The sequence below is a fragment of the Janthinobacterium sp. MP5059B genome (genome assembly GCF_001758645.1).
In the GTDB taxonomy this organism is placed as follows: Bacteria; Pseudomonadota; Gammaproteobacteria; order Burkholderiales; family Burkholderiaceae_D; genus Janthinobacterium; species Janthinobacterium lividum.
Genome location: NZ_LRHX01000012.1, coordinates 20,018 through 33,021 on the forward strand (window position 1 = coordinate 20,018; position 13,004 = coordinate 33,021).

The following is a 13,004-nucleotide window of genomic DNA, read 5'->3' on the forward strand; positions in this document are numbered from 1 at the left end:
ATACCGCGCTCCATCTCCAGGCGGGAACGAATGGTGCCGCGCTTGCTTATCCGGATTTTGCATATGCAGGCGCTGCTCCCATGCTGGCCCGGAGTTTGCTCAGGATGGGGAGCAGGCAATGTCGCCTGCGCACCACGGAGCACTTCCCCATGCCAGCACGCCAGCTTGTCCTGAACGTCTTTTTACAACGCCACGGCCACCATCCGGCCGCCTGGCGCCATCCAGCCGCCAGCGCCAGCGGCCGGCCCGACCTGGCCTGGTGGCTGCGCGCCGCCAGGCTGGCCGAGGCGGCCAAGTTCGACAGCTTCTTCATCGCCGACTTCATCGGCCGCGCCGGCGACGTCACGCCCGAGACTGGCCGCGCCGCCATCGGCCTGCCCTTCGAGCCGTTTACCCTGCTGTCGGCCATTGCCGCCGTCACCAGCCATATCGGCCTGATCGCCACGGTCAACACCAATTACGAGCACCCGTACCACGTGGCGCGCAAATTCAGTTCGCTCGACCACCTGAGCGGCGGGCGCGCGGGCTGGAACGTCGTGTCATCGTTTGGCGAGCATACGGCGCGCAATTTCGGCATCGATGCACCGCGCAGCCATGCGGAGCGCTATGCGCGGGCCGACGAATTCGTCGCCCTGTCCAGGGACCTGTGGGATAGCTGGGATGACGATGCCTTCGACCGGCCAGACCGCGCCGCCGGCCAGTTCTATCAGCCGGCAGCGGGCCATGCGCTGGACTTCAACGGCGAATATTTTGCCTCGCAAGGCTTGCTGGACTTGCCCCGTCCCGTGCAGGGCCACCCTGTGCTGGTCCAGGCGGGCAATTCCGAGACAGGGCGCGAATTTGCCGCGCGCCTGGCCGAGATGGTGTACTGCTCCGCCACCTCGCTGCCTGTGGCGCAGGCGTATTACGCGGACGTGAAAGGACGCATGGCGACATACGGCCGCGCGCAAGACCAGTTGAAGGTCACGCCCGGGCTTTCCGTGGTGGTGGCCGAATCGGACCAGCAGGCGCAGGATCAATTTGGCGAACTGCAGGACCTGGTCGACTTCAGCAACCTGGAATTTGGCGGTTTTGACTTGTCCGGCTATCCGCTCGACGGCCCCCTGCCCGACCTGCCCTACCAGGCGCCAGAAAATGGCAAGGGACGCTTCCTGCAGCAGCTGGAACTGGCCCGCCGCGAGAACCTCACCTTGCGCCAGCTGGTGCTGCGCTTCAGGGTCGCGCGCGGCCACCTGCAAGCCATCGGCTCCGTCAAGACCGTGGCCGACTTGATGGAGCAGTGGTTCATGGAACGGGGCGCGGACGGTTTCAACGTCGTGCCGCCGCTGCTGCCGCAAGGCTTCGAGGATTTTACACGCCTGGTGGTGCCGGAACTGCAGCGGCGCGGCCTGTTCCGCACGGAATACGCGGCCAGCACCCTGCGCGGCAATCTCGGACTGGCGCGGCCCGCCAACCCGCACACGGTGGCGCGGGCGCGGGCCGCCTGACTGCGCTGTGACTAAGCCTGGTCCGGATCGAAATGCTTGCGCAAGCCTTGCCAGCAGGCGTAATAGTCGTTTTGCAGCAGGCCGCCGTCCAGCGCGAACGGCGTGGGCTTGAGGATGGTGCGCGTCTCGAACATGAAGGCCATGGTGTCGGCCACCTTCACGGGCGCGGACGTGTCGCTGTGCGAGGCGCGTTCGAACGTCTGCGCATCGGGGCCGTGGCCGGACATGCAGTTGTGCAGGCTGGCGCCGCCCGGCACGAAACCGGCCGCCTTGGCATCGTACACGCCGTGGATCAGTCCCATGAATTCGCTGGCCACGTTGCGGTGGAACCACGGCGGACGGAAGGTATGCTCGGCCGCCAGCCAGCGCGGCGGAAAGATGGCAAAGTCGATGGCGCCGAACAGGGGATTTTCGCTGGGCGCCTGCAGCACGAGGAAGATCGACGGGTCCGGGTGGTCGTAGCTGATCGAGCCGATGGTATTAAAGCGGCGCAAATCGTATTTATAGGGCGCGTAATTGCCATGCCAGGCCACCACGTCCAGCGGCGAATGGTCCAGGGCCGTGCGCCACAGGTGGCCGCCGAACTTGGCCAGCAGCTCGCAGTCGCCGTCGATGTCTTCAAACGCCGCGTGCGGCGTGAGGAAATCGCGGCTGTTGGCCAAACCGTTCGAGCCGATGGGGCCCATGTCCGGCAGGCGGAAGGCCGTGCCGAAGTTTTCGCACACATAGCCGCGCGCCTTGCCGTCCGGCAGGGTCACGCGGAAGCGCACGCCGCGGGGGATGACGGCGATTTCCTGCGGCTCCAGCTCGATCAAGCCCAGCTCCGTGGCAATGGCCAGCCGGCCTTCCTGCGGCACGACCAGCAATTCGCCATCGGCCGAGTAAAAGAAGCGCTGCATGGAGCGGTTGGCCGCGTACACGTGGATGGCGCAGCCGCTCATCGCTTCGGCGCTGCCGTTGCCGGCCATCGTGTGCCAGCCATCGATGAAGTCCACCGGCGTGGCGCCGTCTGGCAGCGGCAGCGGGTCCCAGCGCAGCTGGTTCGGCGGCGTAGGCGGCATGGAGTGGAAATCGCTGACGATGCGGGTATTTTCAGCCAGGGTGAATGGCGGATGCTGGCTGGCGGGTCGGATGCGGTACAGCCACGAGCGCCGGTTCTGCGCGCGCGGCGCCGTGAAGGCCGTGCCCGAGAGTTGCTCCGCGTACAGGCCCAGGGGCGCCCGCTGCGGCGAATTCTGCCCCTGCGGCAAGGCGCCGGGCACGGCTTCCGTGGCAAATTCGTTGCCGAAGCCGCTTTGGTAGCCGGCGCCTATCATGCGCGCTCCCCCAGGCCTTCAGCCGCGTCGCGCAGCAAGCCTTGCACCACGTCGGCCTTGCCGATGGCGCCCATGGCCAGCAAGGCGAAGCGGGCGAGGAACAAGGGCGAACGCTGTTCGCCCAGGCCACCCATGGTGTGGCACAACTCGGTGTAAAGATTATCCAGTTCGATGTCGGTCATATTATCTCCTTGTTACTTTGATCGGGCGATGCCGGCCCTCGCCAGCGCAGCCGCCACCTGCCCCGCCTGCACCTGCCGCCAGCGCCCCAGCACGTGGCCGTCCGGGCGCACGAGGTAAAAACTGCCTGGCTGCGCGTCGAATAGCGAGAATACCTGCGCCGTGTGGTCCCAGGCGCACCCTTGCTCCCCGCTGCGGGCGATCGCCACGGTCGTCAGCGGCAAGGTGTCGCCCAGCGCCGCCAGTGCGGATGGTACAGACCCGTCCTCGCTGAAGTACAGTCCCGTGAAATGGCCATCTTTGCGCTTGAGCAAATCGGTAATATACCCCGCTTGCTGCGCGCCGTCTTGCAGCAGCACCAGCGGACACTCGGGCAAGACCGTGCCCGGCGCGGGGCCAGTGGAAAACACCTCCGATTCCGGCGCATTCAGGGGCGATTGCGCATACGCGATGGCGCTGGTCTGGCGCGGGTTGATCAGGGAGCGCACATGCGCATGCTTGCCCGCCAGGCCCAGCACGGCCGTGCGCATGAGGTCGAAGGCAAACGTGGGCGGCGCCATGAATTCCGTGCTTTTCGTGCCGTGTCGCAGGTTTTCACGGGCGGCGAATACGCGCTCGTCCGAATAGCTGTCCAGCAGGGCATGCGGCGCCTGCCCCTTGACCACGTAGGCGAGCTTCCAGGCCAGGTTGTCCGCATCGTCGATGCCCGAGTTCGCTCCGCGCACGCCGAAGATGGGCACGAGGTGGGCCGCATCGCCCGCGAACAGCACGGGGCCATGCCGGTATTTTTCCAGGGTCAGGGCGTTGGCCTTATAGATGGTGATCCACACGGGATGCCACGGCGCTGTTTCTCCCATCATGGCCAGCAGGCTGTCCACGCGCGGTGCCACGTTTCCCAGCAGCACGGCCGCCTGCGCATCCTCGTCGTCGCGCAACTGGTAATCGATGCGCCAGATATCGTCAGGCTGCTTGTGCACCAGCACAGTCGAGCCGGGATTCGACGGCGGGTCGAAATACGCGAGGCGCTCCGTCGGGCGGTCGCTTTTCAAGTGGATGTCGACGATCACATAGCGCCCTTCATAGCTGGTGCCCTGCAGTTTCAAGCCCAGCGCCTCGCGCACGGCGCTGCGCCCGCCGTCGGCCGCCACCAGCCAGTCCGCCTCGATCTGGTAGCTTGCATCGGGCGTGGCCACGGTGACGGTGGCACCGTCGGCGCGCTGGTCCACGCCAGTGACCCGCGTTTGCCAACGGATATCGATCAGCTCCGGCTGGCGCTCGGCAGCATCGAGCAGGAATTGCTCGATATGGTATTGCGCCAGGTTGACCATGGGCGGCAGCTTCTGGTTCGCGTCTTGCGGCATCGTGAAGTGCAGCACTTCCTCGTCGCGGTAAAAGCTGCGTCCGCCCGCCCACGGCAAGCCCTTGGCCAGAAATCCGTCAAGCGCGCCCAGACGTTCGATGATCTCCAGGCTGCGCCGCGAGATGCAGATGGCGCGGCTGCCCGTGCACACGCCATCGTCCGCTTCGATCAGCACGGAGCGCACGCCGTGGCGGGCCAGGCCCAGGGCCGTGGCCAGGCCCACGGGACCGCCGCCGACGATCAGCACCGGGACATGCTGCGTGGCGGCGCCGGCCGGTTTGCCGGGTGGATACACCTTCGGCACATGGGGATAAGGGTGGAACGTGTCGCTCATGATGGGTCCTCTTCGATCAAGTATGGTCTTTGCCGCCGCGCGCAATCGGCAGGGTCAGCACGATGGCCGCGCCCGCCACCAGCAGCACGCTGGCGTACAGCAAGCCCGTGGCAAAGCTGTGCGTCAGATCCTTCAGCCAGCCCACGACGACGGGGTTCAGGGCCGAGCCGATATTGCCCGTGGCATTGATGACGGCGATGCCGATGGCGCGCGCCCCCAGGCTCAGGGCCCGGTCCGGCGTCGTCCAGAAGACGGACATGGCCGTGTAGGCGCCCGTCGAGGCCATGCACACGCCCAGCAATTGCACGATGGGATTGGCTGAATACGCGGTGAAGAGCCAGCCAAAGGCCGACAGCAGCATGGGCCAGACGATGTGCCAGCGGCGCTCCTGCATCCGGTCCGAGCGGCGCCCCCACAGGATCATACCGATGACGGTACATACTTGCGGGATGGCCGCCAGCAGACCGATCTGCGTGTTGCTGGCGTCGCCACTGAAACTTTTCACGATCAGCGGCGTCCACACGGCCACCATGGCCAAAGTATTCACCAGGCAAAAATAGGCGATGCCGAATTTCAATACCGTAGGCGAGCACATTTCCGCCAGTACCGAGCCTTTTTCCTTCGCTGCCACCGGCTTGTGCTCGGCCGCCAGCATGCGCGCCAGCACCTGCTGTTCCAGCTTGCCCAGCCAGTTTGCCTTGCTGGGAGAGTCATCGAGGTAGCCATACACGGCCAGGCCCAGCAGCACGGATGGCATGCCTTCCAGCAGGAATAGCCATTGCCAGCCCTTCAAGCCCCAGTGCCCGTCCAGCCCCAGGATCAGGCCCGACAGGGCCGAGCCGATGGCGGCCGTGACGGGCATGGCGATCATGAACAGGGCATTGGCGCGCGCGCGGTAGGCGCTGGGAAACCAATAGGTCAGATAAAGCAGCATGCCGGGCAGGAAGCCCGCTTCCGTCACGCCGACGAGAAAGCGCAGTGCGTACAGGCTGGCCGGGCCGCTGGCAAACAAGGTCGCCGTCGAGGCCAGGCCCCAGGCGATCATCATGCTGCCTATCCATTTACGGGCGCCGATGCGGGCCAGCACGATGTTGCTGGGAATGCTGCACGCGATGTAGGCGATGTAGAACAGGGTGGTGGCAAAGCCGAACTGGGTGCCCGACAGGCCCAGGTCTTGCATCATGGTCAGGCCGGCGAAGCCGATATTGATGCGGTCAAGAAAGGAAAACACGAACAGCAGGAACAAGAATCCCAGCAGGTGGCGCGACACCTTGCGCATCACTTGCTGTTCCAGTTGAACGGTGGCCGCGTCGAGGACGGGCGCCGGGGTGGCGGGGGTGGCCGCGTGGGCGATGGTCATGCTGGTCTCCATAAGGTGTCGCCCTCCCCTTGCTATTGTTATTGGGTGAGAGCGGCCGGATGCTCCGGCGTGCGACACAGTATGCAGACGACTACGCCGATGGTTGTCCCCATTTTGGGGACAACCATCGGCCAAAAGGACTAGCCGCGTTTCTTGATGGGCACGTTCTTGACCTTCTGCTGGTCATAGCTGAAGGAGCCGTGGCCGCTCCAGTTGTTGTCGGTAACGAAGGTGGCTTCGAATTTGGCCAGGTAGCTGCCGATGGCCGGTGGCGGCACGGACACGACATATTCGCCGCTCAGGCTGAAGACGCGCGTGGCGTTGCCCAGGCCCAGGCCATGCACGGGGCCGCTGACGGGACGGATCACCACGCGGCCATGCGGTGGCGTGACCGATTGCGTGATCAGGGCTTCGCCGCTGACGGTGCCGTCGTCGGGATTGTAAAACAGGGCCAGATTCAGGATGGGGGCGCCAGGCAGGCCCAGATTGCCGGCGATCAGATAGACGTGTTCTACCGCATTCAATTCAGTTGAGGACACAATGGACTCCTTCGGGGAATGATTCCTGAGCCATGAATACCGGAGATCGCGGGTGCGACAGGCACTGGCTATCAGCCTTGCCGATGGCCGTTATGCTTCGGCGCATCAGCACTCTGCAGATAGCATAGCCAGTATTTTCGTAGCAATATGCTCACATTATTGCCTTGAATTTCGGCAATTTTATGCAGCCCCAGGCATGCGCCTAGCGCTAGCATTTATCCAGCCTATACCCCTAGGCATAGCGCAAACAATTGGCGCTGACTGGCAATGCCCAGGCGCTTATAGGCGCGCTTTTGATACGTGATCACGCTCGATGGCTGCACGCCCATGGTGTCGGCGATCTCCGCGGCCGTCAAGCCTTCAAGCACCCCGCGCAGCGCGTCGAGTTCGCGCTTGCTCAATTGCGGGCCATGCTGGCGCAGCCGGGCCAGCATCATGGGCGAGACGCCTTGCGCGGGCTGGCCGCTCAGGCTGTAGTGGTGTCTGGCCGCATAGGCGAACAGCGGCGACAGGGTTTCGATGGCGGCGATTTCGCCGGGCTGGAACTGCCCCTGGCTGCTGTCGCGGTAGAAATTGACGGACAGCCAGATATCGCTGGCCGGCTGCACCAGCAGCGACAAACGGTCCGACACATTCGGCTTCTGGTAACACGCGGCGCGGTAGCCGGGATGGCGGATTTCGGCGCTGGCTTGCTGGTGCAGCACGATGGCGGGATCGAGCTTGGGCTGGCGCACGGGCGCGATGACGCTCTGGTTGCCGTCGAGCGCATAGTAATGGCGGGCGTAGCTGTCGGCGATATCCTGCAAAAAGCGTCCGCCGCGCCGATCGGCCACGGCCACCGTGCGGGGCCGGTTGCCGAACTCATAAGCAAAGATCGTGCACTGGGCGATGGAAGCGGCCGCGCCGGCGGTTTTCAGGATGGCGCCCGCCATGGCATTGACGTCGGCATGGCCGATGGCCGCCACCAGATCGAGGGCGCGCCCCAGATCCAGCTGTCCCTCCGCCTGCCGCCGTTCCACCTGCCAATAGCGCATGGCCGTCTCCCCTGCCCGCCGGGCTTACTGCTGCCGCTGCGGCAAGACCCAGTCCGGCCGGATGTAATGGCAGGTGTAACCGTGCGGCAAGCGCTGCAGATAATCCTGATGCTCGGGTTCCGCTTCCCAGAACGGGCCGGCCGGCGCCACTTCCGTCACCACCTTGCCGGGCCACAGGCCGGAAGCGTCGACGTCGCGGATGGTGTCTTCGGCCACCCGTTTTTGCTCATCTCTGGTGTAATAAATGGCCGAGCGGTAGCTGCTGCCGCGGTCATTGCCCTGGCGGTCTGGCGTGCTGGGGTCGTGGATCTGGAAGAAGAATTCCAGGATCTTGCGGTAGCTGATGGTGTTCGGGTCGAAAATGATCTCGATGGCTTCCGCATGCGTGCCGTGGTTGCGGTAGGTGGCGTTGGCCACGTCGCCGCCGCTGTAGCCCACGCGCGTGGCGATCACGCCCGGATAACGACGCAGCAAGTCTTGTACGCCCCAGAAGCAGCCGCCGGCCAGGATCGCGGTTTCATTGTCTTGTGCCATGGTGTCTTTCCCGTTCTAGTCAGAAGCAGCTATCTTACTCTGTCGCGCGACTTTCTTCAGCGGGCCAGCAAGCGCTTGAGCTGCGCCGCCTGGTAGGCGCCGATGGCGTCGTTGAACAGGCAGCGGATCAAGGGGTCGTCGACGATGTCCGCTTCCGCCAGTCCGGCCCGCGTGGCCGCATCGAATGGCCCGTCGTTGATGCGCATGTACATCGACGTCAGCGATTCGCCCAGCACCAGCGCCGCGTGGCATTTCACCAGCGGCACCTCGGTGGTCCAGCCGGGCGCCTCGCCCGTGTCCGGCACAAGGTCGATCAAATCGCCGTGCGTGCGGTAATGCAGGACCGTGGCCGCGCCGTCGTGGCCGTACAGCGACAGCCGCCACACACGCGGGGCCTGGAAATAGCTGTCTTCGGGCAGCTCCATGTCGCGGTAGCGTTCAAGCAAGCCGTTCCGGCAAAAATCGAGCACCAGCACCGCATCATCCGCGCTCAAGGGGGAGAAACGGCGGGCGATGTCCGCCGTGGCGGGCGCAAGCGCCTCGGGGCGGTAGTCGAAATCGACGTCTTGCGGGCCCACGGGAATGACCCAGGGCAGCGGCGCGGCCGGCGCCATGCCGTGCGCGTCGAGCAGCACGGCCGCCGACGGGTCGAGGCGGAAGATGTGCGCCTCGGGCAGCGCGGCGCCGATTTCCTGCGCAAACTGGCGGTAGGTAATCGGGAACATCGCATGGTTGTACCAGGACCAGTCTTCCTGCACGAACTGGCAGGAGCTGGGCACGATGTAGCGGGGCGCCAGCGCGCGCAGCTGCGGCACCCAGTCGTCGGGCAGGTCGACCGGGCCAGGCTGCGCCTGCGACGGCGCGATGACGGCGATCTCGCGCATGGTCTGGAATGGCCATAGCACCATGTCCCATGGCGCAAAGGCGGCCAGCTGTGCCAGGGTCTCCGGGCCGATCCAGGAATCGACGACATTGAGCACATTCAGCCCGGCCGCACGCACCTGGAACAGCGAATCGACATCGTCATCCAGCGCGCGGCGCGGGATCACTTCGATCGTGCCCACACGCACCGGCACGTCGACGTGCAGCCGCTGCACGTGGGTAAAACCCAGCGCGCGCAGCATCGCGAACAGTTCATCGAAGACGCAGTACAGGTAGATGGGCGTGGCGCGGTCCAGCACATCGAGGCTGTCGAGCGAACAGTGGTCGTCGTGGAAGTGCGAGATGAAGACGGCATCCCAGCGCAGCCGGCGCACGGCGTCAAGGTCGAAGCGCACGGGCGGAAACGCGTGGCAGTTGCGGCTGAACGGGTTTTCGACGATGGGGTCGAAGGCGATGGCCGTGCCTTCGCACTCGAAGACATAGCCGGCGTGCAGGATGCGGGAGATTTTCAGGGGCATAAACAAGCTCAGGTTGGGCAGCGCGCCATGATAGCTGAAAAGGCGCCTGCCCTGCCCCGTGTTGACCTAGTACGGATTATTCAGCACATCCATCGCGAAATACGTAAAGATCATGTCCGCGCCCGCGCGCTTGATGGCGCCCAGGGTTTCCTGCACCACGCGGCGCTCGTCGATGGCGCCCGCCTCGGCGGCGAACTTGATCATCGCGTACTCGCCGCTGACCTGGTAGGCGCCGATCGGCAAACGCGTCACTTCGCGCAGGTCGCGGATGATGTCCAGATACGCCCCGGCCGGTTTCACCATCAGCGCGTCGGCGCCTTCGGCTTCGTCGATCAAGGACTCGCGCACCGCTTCGCGGCGGTTCATCGGGTCCATCTGGTACGTCTTGCGGTCGCCCTTGAGGGTGCTGCCGGCCGCATCGCGGAACGGGCCGTACAGGCCGGAAGCGAACTTGGTCGAATATGCCATCACGGGCGTGTCGTGGAAACCGGCCGCGTCAAGCGCGCTGCGGATCGCCGCCACCTGGCCGTCCATGGCGGCCGATGGGGCGATGATGTCGGCGCCCGCCTGGGCCGCGATGACGGCCTGCTTGCCCAAATTCAGTACCGTGCTGTCATTGTCGACCGTGTCGCCATGCAGGATGCCGCAATGGCCATGGTCCGTGTATTCGCAGAAGCAGGTGTCGGACATGACCACCATTTCCGGCACGGCATCCTTGATGATGCGCGACATGCGGGCCACCAGGCCGTCAGGATTCAGCGTGTCCGTGCCGTGGCTATCCTTGTGGTGCGAAATGCCGAAGGTCATGACCGAGCGCAGGCCGGCGCGCGCGTAGCGCTCCACTTCCTGCGCCAGCTTCGCTTCGGGAATGCGGCGCACACCAGGCATGGACTTGATGTCGATGAAATCGCTGCTGCCTTCGTCGACGAAGATCGGCAGGACCAGGTCGCGCGGATTGATCTCGGTTTCGCGGAACAGCTCGCGCAGTTGCGGGGTCGCGCGCAGGCGGCGCATGCGCGAAGTGGGGAATTGTGCTGGCATGGGGTGACTGGCTTCAGGTTAACAACGCCGATCAGTATACGCCGATCACGCCGATTGCGCCGGGCTGCCCGGCAAAAAAGCCGCGCAGGTCAAGAAACCCCGCACTGCGCCGTCATTGCGCGTGCAGCAGGGCCGCCACTTGCCAGCGCATGTCGGCCGCCAGCTGCACCAGCATGGCGCCGCGGCGGCGCGCGTCCGCGCGCTTTTTCGACGGCACCAGCTCCAGCTCCGGCATCCGGCATGGGCCGCATGGCAGGCGGTAATTGCCATCGCCGGTGGGCAGCGCGTGCAGTTCCCGCCACGCCTGGTCGTAGTCGCACGAGATATGGCGGCGCCGGCGCCAGTTCAGCGCGATGCGGTTGGCGTTGCTGACCAGGTCCAGGTGGGCGCAGCCGAAAAAGTCGCCCAGGTCGCGCAAGGCGGCCACCATCAGGTTTTTCGGCCGGCAGCCGTGCAGCGCCCGCGTGGCCTCTTTTACCGCCTGCGCGCCGGCGGGCGAGCGCAAGCCCTGCAAGGCGCCCAGCTGGATGACGGCGCCACCGGGCTGGGGCCGGAACAGGAAACTGGCCAGGTATAGCGGAACGCCATCGCGCGTCAGGCGCAGGCACAGCTCCCCTTCGCGGTGGCTATCGTGGATGGCCGTCAGTTGCAAGCGGTAGCTGGCGCCATCCTTGCCTTCGATGGCGGCCAGCACCAGCGCGCGGCGCGCCGCGTATTCCACCAGCGGCCGCGCGCCCGCCTGCCACAGGAAGCGGTAATGCCCGCACAGCAGCTCCACCCTCGCCGCGCAGCACAACTGGCGGCTGGCGTAGGGACGATAAATCTTGTACAGCAGGCTGGGATGGGCTTGTGCCAGCGCCGCCAGGCCAGGTGTGCCGGCGATGAACGCTTGCCAGCGCGCGCGCTGCAGGGGAAAGACGATGGCGCCCAGCGCGGCCTTGATACGGTGGCCATGCTGGCGCAGTGGCGCCTGTTGCGGCGCGGCGTTGTCGCCGGTGGCGGTAAAAGTATGCATGAAAACGGCTCTGCGACGGGTCGGGACAGGCAAGCCGCGGCAAGCCGCGGGCAGCCCGGAACAGGCGGCTGCGCGCACGCAGCCGCTCTACGCCGGGTAGAACGGATGATAGGGGGAGGCGAAAATGAAGGGGGTTACAAGTTGGTAATGTCGACTTGGCGTATGGCGCACAAGCACATTACGGCAGGGAGCCGACGGCAGGTTCCCTAAGGTCGCGCTTGAGCCGCCGCAACAGCCAACGCCGCGCCGGCACTTCCAGCAAGCGGTAGCTGATGCCGCTGACAACGAGCAGGATGGCGGTGAAGATCGCCGCCTTCATCATGTAGTCCGCTATGCCCGTGCCAGGCAACATCAGGCGTAGCGGCTTTTGCAGCAGCATGGCCAGCGGCACATGCAGCAAGTAGATGGCATACGAGCAGTCGCCCAGGAAGGCGGCTGCCTGGCCCTCGAGTATCGCCGGCCGCAGCCTGGCGACAAGCCACACCGTCGCGGGCAGGACGCCCATCACGACGAGGCCCAGCGGTATGACATCGCCGGCATCGCCTGCCGCATAAAAAGCGGCAAACACGCCTAGCGCCAGCGCCGCAAAATAGGCCAGTATCCAGGCATGCATGCGGCACTGGAACAACAGCAAGCCACCGGTAAAGCCCAGCAGGCCACGCAGCAAGCCTTCGTGTACATCATCCGGCTCATAGCCAGTCAGGTAGCGGTTCATCCAGACGGCGAACCCCCATAGCAGCAGCGCCGAGCACAGGTGCAGCGCGAGCTTCCAACGCAAACCATGCATGCCCATGCGGACGACAAAGAACCAGATCAAATTGATGGACACCTCGACGAAAATTGACCAGCTGGGTCCGTTCAAGGGGAAGGTAGGCCCGTCATCCTGCAGGCAGGGCAGCATCAGCGCATTGGGCACAAAGCATGCGATGTTCGCTGACGTGGCGCCGATGCGGCTCTTGACCAGGGTCACGGCAAGGGCCGCCAGTAGCGCGACGGCGTACAGCGGATACAGCCTGGCAAAGCGGTTATACAGAAAGTCACTGAACGGCATGCCAAGGCGGATGCGCTCTTCATAGCTGTGTGCCATGACCCAGCCGGACAGGATGAAAAAGAAGTCGACCGCCAGGTAGGCGTGCGTGATCTTGAAGCCGAATATGACTGGCAGGTGATACACGGCGACCAGCATCGCGGCCAGGCCACGCAAGCCATCGAGAGAAACGATGCGGCCGCTGAAATGGCCACTCTTCATGCCGGCACCAATCATGCTTACTCCCGATATCCACCTGTCGAACTGGCGCACCGCGCCAGCAAAGAGAACCAGGCAGATATGGCGATCACTCGATGCGGCCGCACGACGACGGGCAGGATGCACCGTCCAATGGCGACACCACAAAAGTATCAAAA

The 13,004-nt window shown here is 65.0% G+C and carries 12 protein-coding genes; 1 reads left to right on the forward strand and 11 read right to left on the reverse strand.

Features of this window, described 5'->3' with window-relative positions; genetic code table 11:
• Positions 1-149: 149 nt before the first annotated feature.
• On the forward strand, positions 150-1,487 hold the full coding sequence (locus tag JAB1_RS15140) for an LLM class flavin-dependent oxidoreductase (protein ID WP_070280529.1): 1,338 nt from the start codon (positions 150-152) through the stop codon (positions 1,485-1,487).
• An 11-nt stretch (positions 1,488-1,498) separates the two neighbouring features.
• On the opposite strand, the gene hmgA is transcribed toward JAB1_RS15140, so the two are convergent.
• The 11 genes from hmgA to JAB1_RS15195 all read right to left on the reverse strand — a co-directional run bounded on the left by hmgA (position 1,499) and on the right by JAB1_RS15195 (position 12,864).
• A complete protein-coding gene (hmgA, locus tag JAB1_RS15145; protein WP_070280533.1) occupies positions 1,499-2,803 on the reverse strand; it encodes a homogentisate 1,2-dioxygenase in 1,305 nt (434 codons plus the stop codon).
• Complete coding sequence (locus tag JAB1_RS15150) at positions 2,800-2,985, reverse strand: DUF2783 domain-containing protein (protein ID WP_070280535.1); 186 nt, start codon at positions 2,983-2,985, stop codon at positions 2,800-2,802. The genes hmgA and JAB1_RS15150 overlap by 4 nt, the downstream gene beginning before the upstream one ends.
• Before the next feature lie 12 nt (positions 2,986-2,997).
• Entirely contained in the window at positions 2,998-4,677 is a 1,680-nt protein-coding gene (locus tag JAB1_RS15155) for an FAD-dependent oxidoreductase (RefSeq protein ID WP_070280537.1), read from the reverse strand.
• Between the two features lie 16 nt (positions 4,678-4,693).
• Positions 4,694-6,037, reverse strand: a complete 1,344-nt coding sequence (locus JAB1_RS15160; RefSeq protein ID WP_244517357.1) for an MFS transporter — start codon at positions 6,035-6,037, stop codon at positions 4,694-4,696.
• A 140-nt stretch (positions 6,038-6,177) separates the two neighbouring features.
• Positions 6,178-6,576, reverse strand: a complete 399-nt coding sequence (locus JAB1_RS15165) for a DUF1842 domain-containing protein (protein WP_034785805.1) — start codon at positions 6,574-6,576, stop codon at positions 6,178-6,180.
• 224 nt (positions 6,577-6,800) lie between these two features.
• Positions 6,801-7,610: a helix-turn-helix transcriptional regulator gene (locus tag JAB1_RS15170; RefSeq protein ID WP_070280542.1), complete on the reverse strand. Its 810-nt coding sequence runs from the start codon at positions 7,608-7,610 to the stop codon at positions 6,801-6,803.
• A gap of 24 nt (positions 7,611-7,634) precedes the next feature.
• On the reverse strand, positions 7,635-8,144 hold the full coding sequence (gene msrA, locus JAB1_RS15175) for a peptide-methionine (S)-S-oxide reductase MsrA (protein WP_070280544.1): 510 nt from the start codon (positions 8,142-8,144) through the stop codon (positions 7,635-7,637).
• Positions 8,145-8,200: 56 nt separating this feature from the next.
• On the reverse strand, positions 8,201-9,544 hold the full coding sequence (locus JAB1_RS15180) for an MBL fold metallo-hydrolase (RefSeq protein WP_070280546.1): 1,344 nt from the start codon (positions 9,542-9,544) through the stop codon (positions 8,201-8,203).
• Positions 9,545-9,610: 66 nt separating this feature from the next.
• Complete coding sequence (gene hemB, locus JAB1_RS15185; protein ID WP_034785799.1) at positions 9,611-10,585, reverse strand: porphobilinogen synthase; 975 nt, start codon at positions 10,583-10,585, stop codon at positions 9,611-9,613.
• Positions 10,586-10,697: 112 nt separating this feature from the next.
• On the reverse strand, positions 10,698-11,600 hold the full coding sequence (locus JAB1_RS15190) for a DUF535 family protein (protein WP_070280548.1): 903 nt from the start codon (positions 11,598-11,600) through the stop codon (positions 10,698-10,700).
• A 178-nt stretch (positions 11,601-11,778) separates the two neighbouring features.
• The gene (locus JAB1_RS15195; RefSeq protein ID WP_175445071.1) at positions 11,779-12,864 is read right to left on the reverse strand and encodes an acyltransferase; all 1,086 of its coding nucleotides are present in this window, start codon (positions 12,862-12,864) and stop codon (positions 11,779-11,781) included.
• Between the last annotated feature and the right edge of the window lie 140 nt (positions 12,865-13,004).